Origin of the sequence: Microbacterium lushaniae (genome assembly GCF_008727775.1) — a bacterium.
Lineage (GTDB): Bacteria > Actinomycetota > Actinomycetes > Actinomycetales > Microbacteriaceae > Microbacterium > Microbacterium lushaniae.
In genome coordinates this window covers 3,622,203-3,641,830 of sequence record NZ_CP044232.1, presented here as the reverse complement: position 1 = coordinate 3,641,830, position 19,628 = coordinate 3,622,203, and the positions used below count along the sequence as shown (strand labels likewise).

The 19,628-nt window shown below is 70.2% G+C and carries 20 protein-coding genes and 1 pseudogene; 13 read left to right on the top strand and 8 right to left on the bottom strand.

All coding sequences use genetic code 11. The features are described 5' to 3' along the window. Positions 1–42: 42 nt before the first annotated feature. Genes murJ through F6J85_RS17520 form a run of 3 tightly spaced genes read right to left on the bottom strand, consistent with a single transcriptional unit; the run spans position 43 to position 3,859 of the window. Entirely contained in the window at positions 43–1,653 is a 1,611-nt protein-coding gene (gene murJ, locus F6J85_RS17530) for a murein biosynthesis integral membrane protein MurJ (protein WP_150927043.1), read from the bottom strand. Continuing rightward, positions 1,650–2,621, bottom strand: coding sequence for a DUF6049 family protein (locus tag F6J85_RS17525; protein ID WP_150927041.1), 972 nt, complete (start codon positions 2,619–2,621; stop codon positions 1,650–1,652). Before F6J85_RS17525 ends, murJ begins: the two co-directional genes overlap by 4 nt. Further along, positions 2,543–3,859 carry a hypothetical protein gene (locus tag F6J85_RS17520; RefSeq protein ID WP_150927039.1) on the bottom strand — a complete coding sequence of 439 codons (1,317 nt, stop codon included), beginning with the start codon at positions 3,857–3,859 and terminating at the stop codon, positions 2,543–2,545. The genes F6J85_RS17525 and F6J85_RS17520 overlap by 79 nt, the downstream gene beginning before the upstream one ends. A 99-nt stretch (positions 3,860–3,958) precedes the next feature. Here F6J85_RS17520 and F6J85_RS17515 point away from each other — a divergent pair, with 99 nt between their 5' ends. Further along, positions 3,959–5,482: a DUF7059 domain-containing protein gene (locus F6J85_RS17515; RefSeq protein ID WP_150927037.1), complete on the top strand. Its 1,524-nt coding sequence runs from the start codon at positions 3,959–3,961 to the stop codon at positions 5,480–5,482. Positions 5,483–5,513: 31 nt separating this feature from the next. Further along, entirely contained in the window at positions 5,514–6,941 is a 1,428-nt protein-coding gene (locus F6J85_RS17510) for a CCA tRNA nucleotidyltransferase (protein WP_150927035.1), read from the top strand. Between the two features lie 137 nt (positions 6,942–7,078). On the opposite strand, the gene F6J85_RS18245 is transcribed toward F6J85_RS17510, so the two are convergent. Continuing rightward, complete coding sequence (locus F6J85_RS18245) at positions 7,079–7,753, bottom strand: hypothetical protein (protein ID WP_338037096.1); 675 nt, start codon at positions 7,751–7,753, stop codon at positions 7,079–7,081. Between the two features lie 88 nt (positions 7,754–7,841). Continuing rightward, positions 7,842–8,207 carry a hypothetical protein gene (locus F6J85_RS18240; RefSeq protein WP_338037095.1) on the bottom strand — a complete coding sequence of 122 codons (366 nt, stop codon included), beginning with the start codon at positions 8,205–8,207 and terminating at the stop codon, positions 7,842–7,844. A 328-nt stretch (positions 8,208–8,535) separates the two neighbouring features. Here F6J85_RS18240 and rpsF point away from each other — a divergent pair, with 328 nt between their 5' ends. The 7 genes from rpsF to F6J85_RS17470 all read left to right on the top strand — a co-directional run bounded on the left by rpsF (position 8,536) and on the right by F6J85_RS17470 (position 14,711). After that, on the top strand, positions 8,536–8,922 hold the full coding sequence (rpsF, locus tag F6J85_RS17500; protein ID WP_150920258.1) for a 30S ribosomal protein S6: 387 nt from the start codon (positions 8,536–8,538) through the stop codon (positions 8,920–8,922). Further along, positions 8,922–9,452: a single-stranded DNA-binding protein gene (locus F6J85_RS17495; RefSeq protein WP_150927033.1), complete on the top strand. Its 531-nt coding sequence runs from the start codon at positions 8,922–8,924 to the stop codon at positions 9,450–9,452. The genes rpsF and F6J85_RS17495 overlap by 1 nt, the downstream gene beginning before the upstream one ends. 64 nt (positions 9,453–9,516) lie before the next feature. Further along, positions 9,517–9,771: a 30S ribosomal protein S18 gene (rpsR, locus tag F6J85_RS17490; RefSeq protein ID WP_135070581.1), complete on the top strand. Its 255-nt coding sequence runs from the start codon at positions 9,517–9,519 to the stop codon at positions 9,769–9,771. 11 nt (positions 9,772–9,782) lie between these two features. Further along, positions 9,783–10,235, top strand: a complete 453-nt coding sequence (rplI, locus tag F6J85_RS17485) for a 50S ribosomal protein L9 (protein WP_150927030.1) — start codon at positions 9,783–9,785, stop codon at positions 10,233–10,235. 700 nt (positions 10,236–10,935) lie between these two features. After that, on the top strand, positions 10,936–12,303 hold the full coding sequence (gene dnaB, locus F6J85_RS17480) for a replicative DNA helicase (protein WP_150920567.1): 1,368 nt from the start codon (positions 10,936–10,938) through the stop codon (positions 12,301–12,303). Between the two features lie 295 nt (positions 12,304–12,598). After that, positions 12,599–13,378, top strand: a complete 780-nt coding sequence (locus tag F6J85_RS17475) for an ABC transporter ATP-binding protein (RefSeq protein ID WP_150927028.1) — start codon at positions 12,599–12,601, stop codon at positions 13,376–13,378. Between the two features lie 37 nt (positions 13,379–13,415). Then, entirely contained in the window at positions 13,416–14,711 is a 1,296-nt protein-coding gene (locus tag F6J85_RS17470; RefSeq protein WP_191906681.1) for an ABC transporter permease, read from the top strand. A gap of 34 nt (positions 14,712–14,745) precedes the next feature. Here F6J85_RS17470 and F6J85_RS17465 read toward each other — a convergent pair whose 3' ends face one another. After that, positions 14,746–15,207: a MarR family winged helix-turn-helix transcriptional regulator gene (locus tag F6J85_RS17465; RefSeq protein ID WP_150927024.1), complete on the bottom strand. Its 462-nt coding sequence runs from the start codon at positions 15,205–15,207 to the stop codon at positions 14,746–14,748. Between the two features lie 58 nt (positions 15,208–15,265). Between F6J85_RS17465 and F6J85_RS17460 the strand changes: the two genes are divergently transcribed. The 4 genes and pseudogenes from F6J85_RS17460 (at position 15,266) to F6J85_RS17445 (ending at position 18,393) form a co-directional block, all read left to right on the top strand. Beyond that, positions 15,266–16,120, top strand: coding sequence for an alpha/beta fold hydrolase (locus F6J85_RS17460; protein WP_150927022.1), 855 nt, complete (start codon positions 15,266–15,268; stop codon positions 16,118–16,120). Positions 16,121–16,188: 68 nt separating this feature from the next. Continuing rightward, positions 16,189–16,311: pseudogene (locus F6J85_RS17455) on the top strand (DnaB-like helicase C-terminal domain-containing protein); the annotation flags it as partial. Between the two features lie 277 nt (positions 16,312–16,588). Further along, a complete protein-coding gene (locus tag F6J85_RS17450; protein ID WP_150927020.1) occupies positions 16,589–16,861 on the top strand; it encodes a hypothetical protein in 273 nt (90 codons plus the stop codon). Between the two features lie 176 nt (positions 16,862–17,037). Next, positions 17,038–18,393, top strand: coding sequence for a hypothetical protein (locus F6J85_RS17445; protein ID WP_150927018.1), 1,356 nt, complete (start codon positions 17,038–17,040; stop codon positions 18,391–18,393). A gap of 44 nt (positions 18,394–18,437) precedes the next feature. On the opposite strand, the gene F6J85_RS17440 is transcribed toward F6J85_RS17445, so the two are convergent. After that, positions 18,438–18,848 carry a nitroreductase/quinone reductase family protein gene (locus F6J85_RS17440; protein WP_150927016.1) on the bottom strand — a complete coding sequence of 137 codons (411 nt, stop codon included), beginning with the start codon at positions 18,846–18,848 and terminating at the stop codon, positions 18,438–18,440. Then, positions 18,845–19,450, bottom strand: coding sequence for an SOUL family heme-binding protein (locus F6J85_RS17435; protein WP_150927015.1), 606 nt, complete (start codon positions 19,448–19,450; stop codon positions 18,845–18,847). The genes F6J85_RS17440 and F6J85_RS17435 overlap by 4 nt, the downstream gene beginning before the upstream one ends. Positions 19,451–19,628 lie beyond the last annotated feature (178 nt).

Below are 19,628 nucleotides of genomic sequence, written 5' to 3'. Positions count from 1 at the left end.
GTCAACCCATCGTATCCCCGGGTTATTCCGCGGCCCCGGGGGTCATCCGCGTGGCAGAAAACGGCGCAGCATCCCGGCCGCGGGGGCCAGTTCGGGAGCCCGCATGAGCGCGAGGACCCCGACGTACACCACGAGCACGACGGAGCCGATGATCCCGGCGCCGAGCGCCCCCAGAAGCTTGTCGGCCGTGGTCCACCCCCCGGTGCCGCCCAGCAGGAGGAAGACGCCCCATCCGGCGGCGGCAGCCGGCACCGCGGCGATGACGAAGCGACCCAACGCGGTGAGCCACGCGCGCACGCCGATCCCGCCCAGCCGCCGATGCAGGAGGATCGTCGCGATGATCACCTGCACGGTGCTCGCGAGCGCCTGGCCGAGCGCGATCGCGGCGGCGAGGTGTTCGATGCCCAGCACCCCGGCGTTCAGCGCCGCCTGCGCGCCCAGGGCCGTCGCGGCGACGAGGGCCGCCTGCAGGAGGGTGAAGAAGAAGGGCGTGCGGGTGTCGTCATAGGCGTAGAACGTGCGCTGAACGACGAACAGCACGGCGAGGGGGATCAGGCACACCAGGAAGCACAGCAGCACGCCGGCGGCAGCGACGGCTTCATCCGTGCTGCCGGTGAAGATCCGGGAGGCGGGCACCGCTGCCACGGCGAGGGCGGCGGTGGCGGCCACGACGAAGAGTCCCAGGATGCGGATGCTGCGGATGATGTCAGCGCGCACGTCGTCGTCGCGGCCGGCTGCGGCGTGCTGGCTGAGGCGGGTGAAGAAGGGGGTGCCGATCGAGAGCACGATGATCGAGTACGGCAGCATGAACAGCAGCCACGCGTTCTGCGACACCATGACGCCCGGGTACAGCTGGGCGGCGTCCGAGAGCACGCGCGACTGCACCAGTCCGGCGAGCTGACCGACGACGACCATGAGGAAGGTCCAACCCGCCAGGCGCCCGATCTGATCGAGCCCGACGCCGCGCCAGCGGAAGTCGGGGCGGACTTGCAGCCCGGTGCGGCGCCAGAAGGCGAACAGGATTCCCGCCTGGACGACGATTCCGAGCGTGGCCGTGCCGGCGAGGACGGCGATCATCTCGGGCGTCCAGGAGTCCACGGCCGAGATGGAGCCGAACAGCACGATGAACGCGCCGAAGCCGGCGATCGAGACGACGTTATTGACGATCGGTGCCCACGTGAACGGGCCGTAGACGCCGCGGGCGTTCAGTGATTCGCCGACGAGGGCGTACAGACCGTAGAACAGGATCTGCGGCAGGCACCAGTACGCGAACGCCGTCGCCAGCGCCTGCTGCTCCGGGGGGAACCCGGGTGCGTACAGCTGCACGAGAAGCGGTGCGGCGGCGGTGGCGAGCACCGTGACGGCCAGCAGTGCGACGGTGCCCAGGGTGAACAGCTTCGACACGAACGCGCGCCCGCCGTCGTCGTGCGCGGCAGCCTTGACGATCTGAGGCACCACCACGGCGCTCAGCAGGCCCGTGGAGATGATCGCGTAGATGTTGTTCGGCAGCTGGTTCGCGATCGCGAAGGCGTTGCCGGCCTCGGTGGTCGCGCCGACCGCGGAGACCAGCACGATCGCCCGCAGGAATCCGGTGAGCCGGGAGACGACGGTGCCGGCGCCGATGAGGAGGCTCGCGCGGCCGAGGCTGGTCACGAGGTCACCTCCGGTCCGGGGTCGTCGGTGCGGACCTCCGGTTCGAGCGAGGCTTCGGCCTGCTCGAGTGCCCGGGCGCGACGTCGCCGCACCGTGCGGAAGATCCCCAGTCCTACGAACAGCACCATGAGGCTGACGAGGATCACGAGGCCGATGGTCTCCCATTCGGCGCGCACTTCGACCTCGGCGCTCTGCACCGCGCCGATCGGCACGCCGGTCGGGCTGTACAGCTGCATCGTCAGGGTCACCCTGCCGTTGCCGATCCGCGCCTGCACCGGGATGGTGACGCGTGTGTTCTGGGCGGCGGCGGCAACGACCTCGGTGCGGTCGGTCACCACCAGGCGCGGGTCGTTGGGCTGGGCCATGAGGACCAGGTTCGCCTCGTAGGGGAGGTCGTTGCGCACCCACGGACCGAAGTTCGCGTCGTAGCTGATGAGGTTGAGCGTGCTGGAGGGCAGGATGCCGACGGCATCGAGGGTCTCGCGCGTCTGCTCGCGGTGTGCCGTCAGCGCGGCGGTGGCGGCGTCGGGGTCAGCCCGCCATGCCACGGCCAGGAGCTGCAGGATCTCCGCGCGCTGGCGCCCAGTGAGCAGGGCCGGATCCGTCAGGATCGTCGCGAAGCTCGCGATCTGGGCCTCGTCGCCGAGCAGCTGCGTGAGCTCGGCCACGCGGGCGGCGTCGGCGGCGATCTCCCCGACGGTCACGTCGACCGGTTCGGCGGCGGTGAGGGCCGGCAGCTCCACCGCGGTCACGCCGGGGGCCAGCGCCGCGGCGTTCAGCGCGGTGCGCAACCCCACGCGCTCGCGGTCGGTGCCGCGGTCGACGGTGACGAGGATCGGCTGCCCGCCGCTCTCGCGCGCCGCGAAGGCCAGGTACGCGGTGGCCTCGGTCAACGACGCGGCCCGGCGGGGCGTGTCGGTCTGGCCGGCCGCGCGGTGCAGCGCCGCGGAGATCTCGGAGTCGTACACGAGCAGCTGTGCACCTGCGGCCGTCGCGCGGGCGCGCACGGTGCGGTTGTCGCTGCCCGCCGAGGTCGTGTCCGAGGGGACCAGCGTGAGGGGGGAGCCCCGTCCACCGTGGTCGCGCCGAGCGCGGCGATCACATCGCCGCCGGCCGAACCGGTCGCCGGCCAGAAGATCCCCGCCTGGCTCGGATCTCCGATCGCGGTCAGCTGGGCGAGGTCGGGCAGAGCATCGGTGTCAGCCGGCTCGTCCGCGGCATCCGTGGGCGCGGGCGAGCCGGTGGGCGTCGCCGTGGGCGTGGGCGTGGGCGTCGGGGGGTCGGCCAGGACTTCGGGCGAGAGGTAGGACGCCAAGGACGTCGGCTGAAGGGGCGTGGGCAGGCCCCCGTGCACCTGCGTGGCGAGGTCGGCGTCACCGAACTGCAGCGCGAAACGGGTCAGCGGCGACGCCTCCAGGCGCGCGAGCCACTCGATGGCGCTGTCCGGCGCTGCCGATCCGCGCGCGCGGATCGCGGCGGGCAGGGCCGGATCCACGGCCAGGATGGCGTTCGTCCCCTCCACGGCATCCAGCTGCGCGGTGAGCTCGCCGTCGGGCGCGGTGAGCTCGGCGAGGTCGTCGATGCCGAGCAGACCCGCGGTTCCGGGTGGCGCGGTGATGGGCACGACCACGGCCACCGACGCCGCCACCGCGTCGTCGGGAACGATCACGACGCTCGTGGAGGCGAGCGTCTCTCCCGCCACGACGGCCGACGCACGCAGCGGGTACACCCCCGCCCCCCGCTCGGCCAGGGTCGGCGTTTCCGGGGGCACCACGATCGCCGAGGTCGCGTCGGCGCCCGAGGCCACCGCATCCACGGGCGCCTCCGCCACCGGAGTGAGCGGTGCCGGTGCCGAGTCGGCCAGCCACGAGGCCAGTGCGCTGCGGTCGGCGATCGGCTCGGGGCCCAGTTCCAGGGTCACGGTCGTGCCCGGCACGGTGGACGCGGTGCCGTTGACGATGGTCGCCGACACGGCCAGCTGCTCGCCGGGGCGCACGATGCCGTTGCCCACCGGTGACAGGGTCAGTTCGGTCTCGCCCGACAGCTCAGGGCCCGACGGCGTCGGCGTCGGCGTCGCGTGGGCGGGCACGGTCAGCATCGGCGCCACGAGGGCGGCGACGACCAGCGCGGCGCGGCCGGCGGCGCGGAGGCGTCGCAGCGGGCGGGAACGCGGCGTACGGGCCGGGGCGGATGTGGTGTCGGTCATGTGGCTCCGGCGCGGGCAGGAGGGCGACCGCACCGCAGCGATTCTAAGGGCGCCGCCTCCGAGAGGCCCGTGCGCCTCGCGGGGCGATTGAATGGACGGATGCTCCCGCACCCCGAACCCGCTCTCGCCGCGGCCCTCGCCGCCGATCTGCGCGCCGCCGGCTTCACCTCCGACGGCCTGCGCTCGGCGTGGACCGCGCAGGCGGACGACGCGATCGCGCGCGGCCTGCGCCGGCCCGCCCTGCGCGCGCTCGGGGAGCGCACCGACGCGCTGGCGGTGCTCGCGCGCCTGCTGGGCCTCGGGGTCGCCCAGCCGCGTGCGGCGGTGGATGCGGCCCTCCCCGCCACCGGCGCGGAGGGCCTGGCCCGGCTCGGTCTGGCCGAGATCGCCGGCGACACGGTGCGCCCTGCGGCCATGGTGCGCCCGCAGTCCTTCGCCGACCACGCCGGCGACGGCGAGTGGTGGATCGCGAGCGACCTCGACGAGGCGGCACGCGGCGGCGGCGCTCTGCCGGAGGACCACGTGCTCGGCGTGGGCGGGGCATCCCTCACCCTCGCCGGGCTGCAGCTGCCGGATGCGGCGGAGACGGGGCTGGATGTGGGCACCGGATGCGGCATCCAGGCCCTGCGGATGCGGCGGAGCGTGTCGCGCGTCGTGGCCACCGACGTGTCGGAGCGCGCCCTGGCGTTCACGCGGCTGAACGCGCTCCTCAACGGCGTGGACGGCATCGACGTGCGCGCGGGGAGCCTGTTCGACCCGGTGGCCGGAGAGCGGTTCGACCGGATCGCGACGAATCCGCCGTTCGTCATCACGCCGCGGCGTGCCGGCGTGCCCGCCTACGAATACCGCGACGGCGGGCGGGTGGGCGACGCGCTCGTGGCCGAGGTGATCGGTGGCGCCGGAGCCCACCTGACCCCCGGGGGCGTCGCCCAGCTGCTCGGGAACTGGGAGAGCCGCGACGGCGACGACGGGCTGGATCGCGTCCGGGGGTGGGTGGAGGCTTCGGCCGTGCCGCTGGATGCGTGGGTGATCGAGCGGGAACGACTCGACCCCCTCGCGTACGCCGAGCTGTGGGTGCGCGACGGCGGGACGGTGCCGGGGAGCGCCGAGTTCGCCGACCTCGTCGACGCGTGGCTGGACGACTTCGCCGCACGCGGGGTCACCGGTATCGGTTTCGGATACGTGCTGCTGCGCCGGCCCGCCGACGGCGCCCCGACCCTCGCGCGGTACGAGCGGGTGGCCGGCACGGTGGAGTCAGCCCCGGGGGCGCACCTGGCCGGTGCCCTCGCCGCGCACGACCGGCTCGCCGGGCTGGACGACGACGCGCTGGCGGCATCCCGCTTCCTCGTCGCGCCGGATGTGACCGAGGCGCGACACCACCGCCCCGGCGAGGAGGCGCCGACGGTCATCGAGCTGCGCCAGGGCGGCGGGTTCGGCCGGGCGCTGGCGGTGGATCCCGGCCTCGCCGCGCTGGTAGGCGCGAGCGACGGCGACCTCGCCGTGGGCGTCCTCGTCGATGCGATCGCCCAGCTGCTGGAGGTGGATGCCGCGGCGCTGCGCTCCGACCTCCTCCCGCGTGTGCGCGAACTGGCCTTCACCGGCTTCCTCCGCTTCGCCGACTGACCCGGCCCCGGGCCGCGGTTAGGCTCGACGCATGCTGAACATGGCCGAGGGTGTCGCGCGCCTGGACGCGCTCGCCGACTCCGCCGTCGTGGCCCGCCTGGGTCGCGCCTTCGCCGACGCCGGCCACGAACTGGCCGTCGTCGGCGGGCCCGTGCGCGATGCGCTGCTGGGACGCGAGACCCACGATCTGGACTTCACCACCGACGCGCGCCCCGACGAGATCCTGCGCATCGTCACGCCCATCTCCTCCGCGCGCTGGGACGTCGGGCGCGATTTCGGCACGATCGGCGCGCGCGTCTCGGGCGAGCAGGTGGAGATCACGACGTACCGGGCCGACAGCTACGACGGGATCACGCGCAAACCCACCGTCGAGTTCGGCGACACGCTCGAGGAAGACCTCTCGCGCCGCGACTTCACCGTCAACGCCATGGCGCTGCGCGTGCCGGGCAAGACGCTCGTGGACCCCACCGGCGGCGTCGAGGATCTCATCGCCGGTCGCCTGCGCACTCCCATCGAGCCGGCCGTGAGCTTCGGCGACGATCCCCTGCGGATGCTGCGGGCGGCGCGGTTCGCGTCGCAGCTCGGGTTCCAGGTCGATCCGGCTACCCTCGCCGCGATGGCGGAGCTGGGTGAGACCCTCTCGATCGTCAGCGCCGAGCGCATTCAGGCCGAGCTCGTGCGCACCCTCACCACCGACGACCCCGTGCGGGGCATCCGGATCCTCGTGGACACCGGGCTCATGGAGCGCTTCCTGCCGGAGGTGCCGGCCCTGCGGCTCGAGGTGGACGAGCATCACCACCACAAGGACGTCTACGAGCACTCGCTGACCGTCCTGCGTCAGGCGATCGAGCTCGAGCACGCGCGCCATCCCGGCGCCGCCCCCGACGTGCCGCTGCGGCTGGCCGCGCTCCTGCACGACATCGGCAAGCCCGCCACGCGACGCCTCGAGCCCGGCGGCGGCGTCACCTTCCACCATCACGACGTCAAGGGCTCCCGCATGGCGCGCAAGCGCCTGCAGGCGCTGCGATTCGACTCCGACACGATCGGCTCGGTCGCGACCCTCATCGAGCTGCACCTGCGCTTCTTCGGGTACGCCGAAGGGGCGTGGACGGATGCGGCGGTGCGCCGGTACGTCCGCGATGCCGGGGATCAGCTCGAACGGCTGCACATCCTCACGCGCGCCGACGTCACCACGCGCAACAAGCGCAAGGCCGCACGTCTCGCGGGCGCGTACGACGACATCGAGTCCCGCATCGCCGCGCTGCGCGAGCAGGAGGAGATGGACTCGGTGCGTCCCGACCTCGACGGCAACCGCATCCAGGAGATCCTCGGCATCCCCCCCGGCCGGGAGGTGGGCGAGGCATACCGGTTCCTGCTCGAACTGCGCCTGGACGAGGGCCCGCTCGGCGAGGAGGAGGCCGAACGGCGCCTGCGGGAGTGGTGGGCCGCGCGCGGCTGACCCGCCGCGCTGCGGCCGATCCGCCGCATCCGCCGCGCTGCGGCCGTGGCGTCGCACGCAAAGTCGGAGATTCGTCCCGGCGTCGGATGATGCGGCCGGAATCCTCCGACCTCGGTGCGAATCTCCGACGGCGTTCGTCAGCCCCCCAGTGACCCCATCACGCCTCTGACCACGTACCAGGCGATCACCAGGACGATCACCACCACCGTCCCCCACGAGAAGCCCCGCTTGAGCCGCCGTCCTCCGGGAGCGACACCGGCGGGAGGCGGGGTCAGCATCGGTGCGGCGGCCGCGCCGGCGGGCGCGGCATCGCCATCCGCGGCGGCCATCGGCGCATGGGCCAGCCGGTCGTCGCGCCACCGGGCCCACTGGTCGAACTTGTCGAGGAGGGCGGCGACCACCGAGAACAGCCACGCCCACGTCGCCGGATCGAGGGTGGACAGGTCGCGCTTGGCGTACAGGAAGAGCCAGTCGTCGACGATCTCCACATCCAGGGCGGCGGCGTTGTCGATGAAGCGCGCCATGATGTCGGGCGTGAACAGGTACAGCGCGTCGCGCTCGTAATCGGCCGGGCAATACAGCGAGAAGTAGCGGTCGAAATCGCCCTCGAGGCTCAGGCGCTGGTCGCGATCGAACGCCGCGGGAAGGTTGGAGACGCCGAACAGGCCGTTGTTGCCGATGGCGTCGAGCACGATGTGCGGCAGGGGCGTGTCCAGCTTGACCGCGACGTATCCCCACTTGTGAGTGGTGCGATTCTTGCCGGATCCCGTCGTGTAGCGGTAGTTCGCGAACTCGACGAAGCGCGGCTGCATCCCCGGACGATGTCGCTGGACGCCCGGGAGCTGCCGCGCCCGAAGATCAGCCCCGGCAGAGACGGCGCCGCGACGGCGGGGAGGAAGCTCATGCCGTTCGTGCGCGCGAAACGGTCCAGCCGGTACCAGCGCTCCCTCCCCCGCCGCTGCCGCGGATGATGGCCACGAGCACCACCGTGATGATGCCGCCGATGAAGAGGAACGGGGCCACGACGAACAGTGAGGCGAACCCGCCACCGCTGAGGATCAAGCCCCCCAGGGCAGTGAAGATCGAACCGAACACGCCCAGCATGAATACGCCGATCACCACGAACGCGACGATCGCTACGACCCCCATCCCGGCGGGCGCCTTCCCCTGGGAGCGGAGCTCGCGGGCGAACTCCTTCACCGCCGCCCGGTCGACGGGTTCGGTCAGTGGCCGCGCGTCGAAGGCGACCGGCGCCGGCGCGGTCACGGGCGGGCCCCCCGACGGCCGCTCGGCAGGCGGGTGTCCTCAGGGGCGGCATGGTCGGCGGTCCACAGCATGCGCCTTACGTTATCGAGCAAGGCCCGGTGAGACACCACATTCCGCCCGAGACATACCGCGTCGCGCGGTGTCTCGGACGGAAAGTGGTGTCTCACGGATGGCGCGAGGTCGCCGACGTGCACACGGCAGTGCCATCCGATACACTGTGAAGGTTGTCCGGCGACGCCTCTGCGCGCTCTCACCCGGACGACATGCACACACCCTCCTGCTGACGGGAAATGCCCGTCAGCCGTTCTAGTCCGAAGGAGGTGGGTTAGTGACGCACCAGTACGAACTCATGGTCATCTTCGACCCCGAGGTCGACGAGCGCCAGGTCGCTCCGAAGCTCGATGGTTTCCTCAAGGTCATCACGACCGACGGAGGCACCGTCGACAACATCGACATCTGGGGCCGCCGCCGTCTCGCGTACGAGATCAAGAAGAAGACCGAAGGCATCTACGCCGTCGTGAACTTCACCGCGAGCAGCGAGGCCACGCAGGAACTGGACCGTCAGCTCAAGCTGAACGAGCAGATCATGCGCACCAAGGTCCTCCGTGCCGAAGAGGCCATCGCGCTCGTCGCCTCCGAGGCGCTGCGCAAGGAGGCCAAGGCCGCCCGCAAGGCGGCGGCCGCCGAGACCCGGACGGCCCAGAAGGACGCCTGATGGCCGGCGAAACCGTCATCACCGTCGTGGGCAACCTCACGGCCGACCCCGAGCTGCGCTACACGCAGAACGGGCTGCCGGTGGCGAACTTCACCATCGCATCCACCCCCCGCACGTTCGACCGTCAGGCCAACGAGTGGAAGGACGGCGAGGCGCTGTTCCTGCGCGCATCCGTGTGGCGCGACTTCGCCGAGCACGTGGCGGGTTCGCTCACCAAGGGCGCGCGGGTCATCGCGACCGGTCGCCTGAAGCAGCGTTCCTACCAGGACCGCGAGGGCCAGAACCGCACCTCGATCGAGCTGGAGGTCGACGAGATCGGCCCCTCGCTGCGTTACGCCACCGCACAGGTGACGCGCGCGGCCAGCTCCGGTGGAGGCGGCGGAGGCGGCCAGCCGCGTCAGCAGCAGGTCGCCGCGGATGAGCCGTGGTCCACGCCCGGTTCCGCCGGCGGCGGTGCCAGCGGCGGTGCCAGCGGCGGTGCGGATGCATGGTCTGCGCCCGGCAACTACGGGGACGACACCCCGTTCTGATTCACGCCGGATGCCGCGTGCGCAGTGAGCCGCAGCATCCGCGTTCCATACGAAAGAAGGAAAGATGGCTGGAAAGTCAAGCGGCGACCGCCGCAAGCCGCGGAAGGGTGGCAAGCCCACCGCTCCCGCGAAGCCGACCCGCGTCGGCGTCATTGATTACAAGGACGTCCCGACCCTCCGCAAGTTCATCTCGGAGCGTGGGAAGATCCGCGCCCGTCGTATCACCGGTGTCTCGGTGCAGGAGCAGCGTCTGATCGCCCGCGCGATCAAGAACGCGCGCGAAATGGCGCTCCTGCCCTACGCCGGCGCCGGCCGTTAAGGGGCACCCGCATGGCAAAGCTGATTCTCACGAATGAGGTCGCCGGGCTCGGAAGCGCCGGCGACGTGATCGAGGTCAAGAACGGGTACGCCCGCAACTACCTCATCCCCCAGGGCTTCGCGGTGGCGTGGACCCGTGGCGGCGAGAAGCAGGTGACGTCCATCCGGGCGGCCCGCGAATCCCGCGCGATCCACGACCACGAAGAGGCCGTGTCCCTGAAGAACACGCTCGAGTCCAACAAGGTCAAGCTGTCGGTGAAGGCGGGTGCCGAAGGGCGCCTGTTCGGCTCCGTCAAGACCGGCGACGTCGCCGACGCGGTCAAGGCCGCCGGCTTCGGAGACCTGGACAAGCGCAAGATCCACATCACCTCGCCCATCAAGGCGATCGGTGAGCACGAGGCGACGATCCGCCTCCGTGACGACGTCACCGCAGTGATCACCCTCCAGGTGGTCGCCGCGAAGTAACGCGCGCAGCGTCCGCCCCGTCGGACGCCCCCGGATGCCGCGGACCCCAGTGGTCCGCGGCATCCGTCGTTCCGCGGCGGCGTGTGGCGCGCGGCGTGTGTCGCGTGTCGCGTGTCGCGTGGCGCGTGGCGCCGAGAGTGCATCACCTCGCCGAGCGTGCACCGTTTCTGGTGCACACTCGGCGTTTTCGTGCACCTTGGGCGGAAGGGGAGGAGTCTCGCGACCAGCAGCACCGCGGGCCCAAGACGACTTGACAGCGACCTCGATCGTCACTACGAGCACGCCGTTATCCCCCGATTTGTACACAACCCTCCACCCGCATCGGCGAACCTTCAACCCACACTTAAACCACATCGACGGTGAGCCCTTGTGGACAGAGAAGTGCCTGGTCAAGCGGCGATTCTGTGCACTCGATCCAAAAGTTGTCCGCGGTTGTCCACAGGCGTTGTGCACAGGTGCGACGGCGTTTCGCGCAGTTCCTCCACAGACTTATCCACAGCCCGGTTTGCGCGGGGTCTGACCCGTACATAGCGTGGGTGCAGTCCATCAAGGACGAGCCGCTGCAGGTCGACGAGGCCGTGTCGGGGGTCTGTGTTCCGATAGGAACGCGGGATGACGCGTGCCCGGAGACGAGTGCTCCCAGCGGTGTCTCATGCTGCCTTGATGGACCCACCCGTGCCCGACGGAGAATGGAGAGCGCGTGTCGATCGCCGACATCTCGGAAGAGCGCCTCGGCGGACCCCGCCAGGCCGAACGCACGCCCCCTCACGACCTGCTCGCCGAGCAGAGCGCCCTCGGCGGGATGCTGCTGTCGAAGGATGCGGTCGCCGATGTCATCGAGACGCTCCGAGGCGCGGATTTCTACATCCCCAAGCACGAGCTGATCTTCGAGGCGGTCCTCTCCCTCTACTCGCACGGTGAGCCCACCGATGTCGTGGCGGTCACCGACGAGCTCATCAAGACCGGCGAGCTGCAGCGCGCCGGCGGTGCGGACTACCTGCACACGCTGACATCCATCGTCCCCACCGCAGCCAACGCCGGCTACTACGCCTCGATCGTCGCGGAAAGGGCTCTGCTTCGCCGTCTGGTGGAGGCCGGCACGCGCATCGTGCAGATGGGGTATTCGGGGCAGGGCGACGCGCTGGACCTGGTCAACAACGCGCAGGCGGAGATCTACAACGTCTCCGGCGCGGAGACCGCCGAAGACTACGTTCCGCTGACGACGGCCGTGGATGCCGCGGTCAACGAGATCGAGGCCGCCCGCGGGCGAGACGGCCAGATGACCGGCATCCCCACCGGGTTCGCCGGCCTCGACCAGCTGACCAACGGCCTGCATGGCGGCCAGATGATCATCATCGCCGCCCGCCCGGCTATGGGTAAGTCCACTCTTGCGCTGGACTTCGCCCGCGCGGCGGCGATCAAGCACAACCAGCCGACGATCTTCTTCTCCCTCGAAATGGGCCGGAGCGAGATCGCCATGCGCCTGCTCAGCGCGGAGGGCGCCATCCCCCTGCAGAGCATGCGCAAGGGAACGCTGGACTCCCGCGACTGGACCACGATCGCGGCCACGCGCGGTCGCATCAACGACGCTCCCCTCTACATCGACGACAGCCCCAACATGACCCTCGTGGAGATCCGCGCGAAGTGCCGGCGGCTCAAGCAGCGCGAGGGGCTGAAGATGGTGGTCATCGACTACCTCCAGCTCATGACCAGCGGCAAGCGCGTGGAGTCGCGGCAGCAGGAGGTCAGCGAGTTCTCGCGTGCGCTCAAGCTCCTCGCCAAGGAGCTGCAGTGCCCGGTCATTGCGCTGTCGCAGCTGAACCGTGGACCCGAGCAGCGCGCCGACAAGAAGCCCGCGCTGTCCGACCTCCGTGAGTCTGGCTCGATCGAGCAGGACGCCGACATGGTGGTGCTGCTGCACCGCGAGGCCGCCTACGAGAAAGACAGCCCGCGCGCCGGCGAGGCCGACCTCATCGTCGCCAAGCACCGTAACGGCCCCACCGACACGATCACCGTCGCCTTCCAGGGCCACTACTCCCGCTTCACCGACATGGCCCCGGAGATGTAGCCGGTCGATTCGAACAGTTCCGTCGAGATGCGTGCCCGCGATGAGCGGCCGCAACTGGCGCCGTCGCACGGAATGCGCCGCAACTGATCGAAATTGCAAAGCCACCGATCGCGATCCTCATAACCGAACCGGTGGCCGTCCGCGGTGCCGTGGTGCTCGCGTGGGCCCGCGCGGGCGCCGATTCCTGCTCATCCGTCCCGCGTAGTGTGCATCCGCCGGCAGAGGTAAGAAACCCGTGTTGTTTACGCTTCGGGAAGGATGACGCCCAGGGGCGCGGGCGGCGAGAATCCTGGCCATGGACCCGCGCCAGTATCAGACACCGGACCCTCATCTGGCTCCTGGAGCCGTCCTCCTCTCGAAGGTGACGCGGGAGTTCGGGCGCGGACGACGCAGGGTCGTGGCCCTGGACGGCGTCAGCGTCACTTTTCCGCCCGGAAGCTTCACAGCGGTGATGGGGCCATCGGGATCCGGGAAGTCGACCCTCCTGCAGTGCGCGAGCGGCCTTGACCGCGTCAGCAGCGGGCGGGTCGCCGTCGACGGAAGGTGGCTTGGAGCGCTGTCCGAGGCCAGCCGGACCCGCTTGCGGCGCGCCCGTATGGGTTTCGTCTTCCAAAGCTTCAATCTGTTGCCGTCGCTGACGGCGGCGCAGAATGTCGAGCTGCCCCTGCGGTTGGCCGGTCGCCGAACGCGTAGGGCTGAGGTCCTCGAGGCCCTTGACGCGGTGGGGCTCGCCGACCGCGCGCGGCACCGTCCCGCTGCGTTGTCCGGCGGTCAGCAGCAGCGCGTCGCCATCGCCCGGTCGCTGATCACCCGTCCCGCGGTCTTGTACGCCGATGAGCCCACTGGGGCGCTCGACGCTCCCAGCACGCGCTCGGTCATGCAGTACCTGCGAGATCTCAGCCGTACGCGGGGTCAGACGGTCCTCCTCGTCACGCACGATGCAGACACCGCCGCGTACGCGTCCACGGTCATGTTGTTGAACGCCGGTCGAATCGCGGGCTGGATCCCCCAGCCGGATCCTTCGCGGATCTCGGCTCGCGTCGCCGCACTCGAGGCGGGAATCACGCATGCTTAGGGTTGCGATTTGGATCTCTGGCCGCCGGGTCGCGGGGGTGGCCGGCTCCATCCTCGCCCAAGGGTTCGGCGTCGCATTCACGATGACAGCGATCACTGTGACGATCGCTGCTCAGGCATCGTCGACCGGGGCGTCGGCTTCGGACCGGGCTGCCGCGGTCGCCGGCGGCTACCTGCTCAGCGTGATGGCCGTGTGCGTGTGGTTCATGGCTGTCGTCATCGTGGCCGGGTCTGCCGCATTCACCGTGACTGTGCGCCGCCGCGAGATCGCGCTGCTCCGCACCGTAGGTGCCACGCCCGGGCAGATACGGCGCATGCTGCTTGCGGAGGGTCTGTTGACGTCGCTGGTAGCCGGCGTCGGCGGAAGTCTGATCACTCCGCCTCTGACCGCCGTTCTGGCAGCGTGGCTCGCTACTCGCGGGATGATGCCGAGCAACTACTCACTCCCGTTCAACCCAGCTGCCGTGCTCGCGGGGTGTGGCTTCGCGGTATCGGTGGGGTGTGTGGGAACGGTGCCGTCTGCATGGCGTTCTGCCCGGATCCGTCCAGCGGATGCTGTCCGCCGAGGAACAGCGGAGGGCAGGGGAGTGAAGGTGTCGCGCGTGATGGGGGCGCTGCTGCTTTCGGTGCCGGTGGTGTGGCTGTGGTCCCGCACGTCGTCAGGCAGCCTCGTGAGCACCTTCACCACGGAGGTTCTGCTCGTCAGCATCCTCGTCATCCTCGCCCCGGTGATCGTGCCCCCACTCGCGCGGCTCACCCTTGCCCGGTCCACAGGAGCTCTCTTCTATGCCGGCCGGGATCTGTACCGTGAGGCGCATCGGAGCGCAGCCGTTGCCACGCCAGTGACGCTGGCGGTGGCGATCGTATTCTCGGTTGGCGTGGTGCTGAATGCGGCACAGGCAGGGGCTGCTTCCACTTCTGACCCGACCGACAGCAGCAACATGAACCCTGCGTTCCTTGCTCTGTTGGTGATGATGGTGACCGTCTACGCCACGATCGCGGTGTGCGGTGCGGTCGTGGCCTCGACATCGATCCGGGGCAGCGAGCTGGTCGCGCTTCGGCTCGTCGGCGAGACTCGCGCACAGACCATGAGCACGGTCGCGGCGCAGACCTCGGCCGCGGTCCTGACGGGAGCGGCGGTGGCCGTCTTGGTGTCGCTTCTTTCCGCGCTGCCCGCTATGGTCGGGGCGGGAACCGGCGGCGTCGGCGCCCTGCCCCTCGCACCCCTCGCTGCCACGGTGGCCGTGTGCGCCCTTGGGGGTAGCCTCACCTCGGTCGTCGCGGTTGCCCGCGGACCGGCGGGAGGCGAATACCCCACGGAGAGGCCGGTATGACGGGAAGCGCGGGAGTGCGCGCCGGCCTGATCTCCTAGCCGGTCAGCTCGTCGAGCGCGGTGTGCATGTGCCGGAGCACTCGCAGGGTCGCCTCGATGTCGGTGGCGGTGAGCGTTCCGCCGATGCGTGCCATGACCTCGTGCTCGCGGGCGACCACCCGCTCGATCGCTGTTCGGCCGTCTCCTGTGAGTCGCACGAGGGACGAGCGACGGTGTGCCGGATTGGCGACGAGCTCGACGAAGTCGTCCCCAGACGCATCGTTGACCATGCGCTGGATGTACTGCCGACTGAGTTCGAGGCTCTCGGCGATCTGGGGAACGGTCCGCTCGCCCTCGCGGTACAGGTGGTCGAGCACGGCGCGCACGCCGACCGACATCCCGCTGGCGGCTTCGCTGCTTTCCACCACCCGCGCCGCCTTGCGGTACACCGGTCCGATGGCGACGAAGATCTGGGCGAGACCTTTGGCCAGGTCGTCGGGACGGAGGGCTGCAGGCATACCACCATCATGACACCTGGGTTGCCAAACGGTCCTCAATAATGACACCTTGGTTGTCATGTCACCGAACCCGAACCCGAACCCGAACCACCTCGACCTCGACGACCAGGAGATCACGTACGCCGAAGCATCTGGTGGGGTGGCACACGCAACCCCACTCGTCTTCCTCCATGGCGGTGCGGTAGACCGTCGGATGTGGAACCCGCAGCTGGACGCCTTCCCCGAGCGGCGCGTCATCGCGCCCGATGCTCGGGGGCATGGCGGATCATCTGACGCCGACGTCCCTTATCGCCTCGCGGACGACGTGGTGGATCTGCTCGACGCCCTCGGCATCGAACAAGCCGTGCTCGCGGGGCTGTCCATGGGCGGGGGCACGGCGGTCGACGTCGCGCTGGAGTACCCCGACCGCGTGGCCGCTCTCGTCGTCAGCGGTACGGGCACCAGCGAGCCGGCGTACGACGACCCCTGGTGCCTGAGCGCCCTGCAACGCTGGCGGTCGGCCGAACAGCAGGGCGATCTCGAGGGATGGATCGACGGCTTCATGGCGTTCACCTCCGGCCCCGAACGCACACGGGAGGAGCTCAACCGCGAGGTCTGGGATCTGGTCGAGACGATGGCACGGGAGACCCTCGCTCACCACCTTCGCTTGGACGGCAACGGTGTGCCGCTTCCGCCCGTGCCGCCGACTCCCGTCGCAGATACGTGGGATCGGCTACGGGCCATCCACGTGCCGGTCCTCGCGCTCTGCGGCGCCCAGGACGGGAAGGACCACCTGCGGATGGGACGACGGTTGGCGAGCAGCGTGCAGCAGGGAGAGTTCGTGATCACCCCCGGTGCGCACTACCCGAACCTCGAGGACCCCGCGGCCTTCACTGCCGCGATGCGCGGGTTCCTCAGTCGCCACGGTCTCTGATCGGCGGCATGACGACCCCACCACTCGCGGACGTGGATCCTCTGGGCGCAGCAGTCACCGTCACGGCGGCGCCGCGCGCCGGCGAGGCCGACCTCATCGTCGCCAAGCACCGTAACGGCCCCACCGACACGATCACCGTCGCCTTCCAGGGCCACTACTCCCGCTTCACCGACATGGCCCCGGAGATGTAGCGGGCTGTCGGTTTGCAGGTCTTCTTCGGAGTTGTCCCTCTCGCAGTGGACGTGTCCACGCGATGTCCATCGGGACATTTCGACCGATCGCCCGCTATGCCAGGGATGGGCGGGGCCGATGGACGTCTGCGAACCCCGAGAAGCTGGGCCGGCTGCAGGCCGAGGCCGCCCTCAGCCGCTGACGCGCGCCGGGGCGCGGGGTGCCCGCGGCAGGACGGGCAGAATCTCCGTCGCGCGGCGGAGTTGCGAGGGCCCCGGCACGGGTACCGTCGCCGCTATGAGCGACGGAGTGCAGTATGAGCGGTCGAACGCCACCAGGAGTGAGGAACGTCGCCTGCACGCCGGCATGGGCTGGCTCGTCGCAGGGTCGGTGATCGCACTGACGGCGTTGGTCGCCTGGGGGATTCTGTCGGCGGCGAACGGATCGGCGGCAGGGATGGTTGCCGCCAGCTCGGGCTCCGTCGCGGTGGCTGTCGCCTGGAGCACCGGGTTCCTGGCGTTCAAGAGACGATTGAGCCAGATCAGGCCGTCGACCGGCGACGTGGAGTGAGCCGGCTCGTCACGTGGCGGGGACGGCGGGACGCACCTCCCCTCTGAAGACCGTGGGGACGGCGGTGGCGGCTTGCGGTCGGTCCGCGAGGACCGGCGTGGAGTTGTGCGAATTGTGTTCCGTGCAGTCGCACCTCTAACGTGAGGCAGGCCGGTTCAGCGGCATCCAACGGGGGCATGCACGTGATCACGACGACGAAGCTGCGGGCGGGCGCGGCGCTGCTCGCGCTGCTGACACTCGCAGGATGCAGCGCGACACAGGATGGTCGCAGTGGTGGGGCCCCCGCTCCCTCCGAAGTGGCGGTCGCCGTCGCTTCGTTCGACCACGCTGTCGCGGCGCTTCCCGGCCCCGATGCGCTGCCTGCGGGCTTCGTGATGGAGCGTCGCTGTCCCGGCGGCGAGTACTGCGGCCCGGCATCCGACCATGACGAGGTCATGCTGCTCGCCTCGATCCCGGCTCCGTCTGACGCGGCAGAGCCGGAGGTCTGGGGCGGACTGTACTTCGAGTTCAACGTCGCGCTCTACCCCGATGCCGATGCGGCACAGGAGGCGCTGGCAGAAAAGCGCGACCGGGCCGCTGCGAGGACGGGAGACTTCGACATCGCTCCGGAGTCGATCGAGGACGGCTTCACCGCCGGTGAGACAGGAACCGGGGAGTCTGACGACATCGAGATCACAGGCTGGGAGGGGGTGCAGGGTCAGTGGACCTCGGTGCTCACCGCACCGGAAGACGACCCGAGCGCTGAGCGCCAGTCGGCGCTCCTCGCCATCGTCCACGACTCCGCGCTCATCGCCTGCAGCTCGCAGCGCTACGCCGTGGACGCCGACGGCCTTGCGGAGGCCGACTGCGCGGAGGCCGTCGCCGACTATCTCGAGCGCCTTGCCACCATCGATCCCACCGATGCGCCCAGGGTGACTACGGTGAGTCGGCTCGCCGCGGCCCTGCCGACCGAGAGTGACCTCCCGCCAGGCCACCAGGTGTCGGTTCGGTGCCCCGGAGACCCGCCGTGCGAGGATGCTCGCCAAGGTCAGGATGCCTCGCTGAGCGTCGATCTCGCGCTGCCCGAGGGTGTGGTCCCGCAGGGTGACGGCCGCGATCGGTTCCTCGTGCCCGGCGGGGAGTGGAGCGAGCACCTCTGGCTGCGGGCGTACATCCAGCCCGACGAGGCGGCGGCGCAGGCCGCGGTGGCCGAGCACACGAGTGACTACGGTGGGCTCGTCGGGGATCTCGATACCGCCCCGAAGGCGACCGAATACGGCTACGACTACGGCGTGAGGGGACGCGGCGAGGTCATCGACGTCGCGGGTGAGGGGTGGAGCGGTCAGTTGAAGCTGTACGAGGGCCGCTTCATCCATCTCGACGGGCGCGTCGGTGACCCGCGGTTCGACATCCGCGGGGCGGTCTCGGGCGGAGACGTGCTGCTGGTCATCGAGAGTTCGTTCACCGTCGAGGGGCGTGATCAGGCGGATGCCGTCGGCACCGTCGAGGCGCAGATCGACGGATTCTTCCAGCGACTCGCTGCCGCCCCGTAGCGCGAGAAGGTCGGCGATGTCGCCAGGCGTTCGCTGGTCGCAAGTCAGCCGTCGCGCGGCGACAGCCGCAGGACCGGGATGATGCGCGTGGTGCGCTGCTCATAGGAACGGAACCCGGGGCTTGCCGCGAGGAACTGCGCCCACGCCGCATCCCGCTCTGCGCCGACCAGGTCGGTCGCGTGCACCGCGACTTTCCCGTCGTCGGGGGTCTCGATCTCGACATCGGGATGCGCGAGGAGGTTGCGGTACCAGGCGGGATGCTCGTCAGCCCCCGCCTTGGAGGCGGTGATCAGCCATGCTTCACCGTCCCGGATGCCCATGACGGGCGAGACGCGTTCGGTGCCGGTCTTCGCGCCGACGTGGTGCAGCAGCACGAGACTCCGGCCGAAACGGCCGACGGTGCCGCGGTTCGCGCGGAACTCCTCGATGATGGGGTCGTCGTATGACGGGGTCATCCCCTTTCCTCCTCCTTGATGGCCTGCCCGGACACATCCAGCATCACTTCGTTGTGGCGGAGGAAGGCGGGCCACAGGGGCGGATCGAACCGCGCGAACCGGGCGTCGCCCGTCGCAGCCAGTCCTTCCGCCGCGAGGGCCGCGCGCAGCCGGTCGAGATGTTCTTCATACGCGTCCTCCGTCCACCGGCCGCGATAGCGCAGCGCGGCGACGAGGCGCTCGGGGACGGCGTGCACGCGGACCCTGGCATTGGTGGGGCGCGGAGCGGTCGCCGCGGTGAGGGCGGCGGGAAGCACGAAGGCGACCAGGTAGTCGCCGCTGTCTGGGGTGTCGGCCCCGCCGTCGATCGGTTCCCGGACGACGGGAGCTGTCATGGCGATCTTCGTGCCTTGCCTCTCCTGGACGACCGGAGCGGTCATCGCCATCTTCTCGGCCGGCTCGTTCTCGCCGCTGATGTAGGAGAACAGGTACCGGAACGCGCGATTGCCCGCATCCTCGAACCGGCCGTCGACCATGACCTCAGCCACGGCATGCTCCGGGTAGTGCCGCAGCTCGAACTCGGCGAACGTGCGTACGACCTCGTATGGCTGTTGTTCGGTCATCTCTGACCCTCTCCGGTCAGGCGGCTCGTGCCGCGCTCCTCGCCGGGCGGGAGCGTGGGTTCACGCTAACCCCGCCGGGACGCGGGAGGAAGATCCGCGCGCATCGACACCGGGTCACAGGTACGTGGGATCGGCCACCGGCCATCCAAGCGGGCAGCAGGGAGAGTTCGTGATCACC

What these genes read in the sequence shown, in the direction of transcription:
- F6J85_RS17450 (WP_150927020.1), top strand. Translation starts at nt 16,589, where the DNA reads ATGAGCGACGGAGTGCAGTATGAGCGGTCGAACGCCACCAGGAGTGAG.
- rplI (WP_150927030.1), top strand. Translation starts at nt 9,783, where the DNA reads ATGGCAAAGCTGATTCTCACGAATGAGGTCGCCGGGCTCGGAAGCGCC.
- F6J85_RS17445 (WP_150927018.1), top strand. Translation starts at nt 17,038, where the DNA reads ATGCACGTGATCACGACGACGAAGCTGCGGGCGGGCGCGGCGCTGCTC.
- F6J85_RS17495 (WP_150927033.1), top strand. Translation starts at nt 8,922, where the DNA reads ATGGCCGGCGAAACCGTCATCACCGTCGTGGGCAACCTCACGGCCGAC.
- F6J85_RS17515 (WP_150927037.1), top strand. Translation starts at nt 3,959, where the DNA reads ATGCTCCCGCACCCCGAACCCGCTCTCGCCGCGGCCCTCGCCGCCGAT.
- F6J85_RS17475 (WP_150927028.1), top strand. Translation starts at nt 12,599, where the DNA reads ATGGACCCGCGCCAGTATCAGACACCGGACCCTCATCTGGCTCCTGGA.
- rpsR (WP_135070581.1), top strand. Translation starts at nt 9,517, where the DNA reads ATGGCTGGAAAGTCAAGCGGCGACCGCCGCAAGCCGCGGAAGGGTGGC.
- F6J85_RS17510 (WP_150927035.1), top strand. Translation starts at nt 5,514, where the DNA reads ATGCTGAACATGGCCGAGGGTGTCGCGCGCCTGGACGCGCTCGCCGAC.
- F6J85_RS18245 (WP_338037096.1), bottom strand. Translation starts at nt 7,753, where the DNA reads ATGCAGCCGCGCTTCGTCGAGTTCGCGAACTACCGCTACACGACGGGA.
- F6J85_RS17435 (WP_150927015.1), bottom strand. Translation starts at nt 19,450, where the DNA reads ATGACCGAACAACAGCCATACGAGGTCGTACGCACGTTCGCCGAGTTC.
- F6J85_RS17465 (WP_150927024.1), bottom strand. Translation starts at nt 15,207, where the DNA reads ATGCCTGCAGCCCTCCGTCCCGACGACCTGGCCAAAGGTCTCGCCCAG.
- F6J85_RS17460 (WP_150927022.1), top strand. Translation starts at nt 15,266, where the DNA reads ATGTCACCGAACCCGAACCCGAACCCGAACCACCTCGACCTCGACGAC.
- F6J85_RS17520 (WP_150927039.1), bottom strand. Translation starts at nt 3,859, where the DNA reads ATGACCGACACCACATCCGCCCCGGCCCGTACGCCGCGTTCCCGCCCG.
- F6J85_RS17440 (WP_150927016.1), bottom strand. Translation starts at nt 18,848, where the DNA reads ATGACCCCGTCATACGACGACCCCATCATCGAGGAGTTCCGCGCGAAC.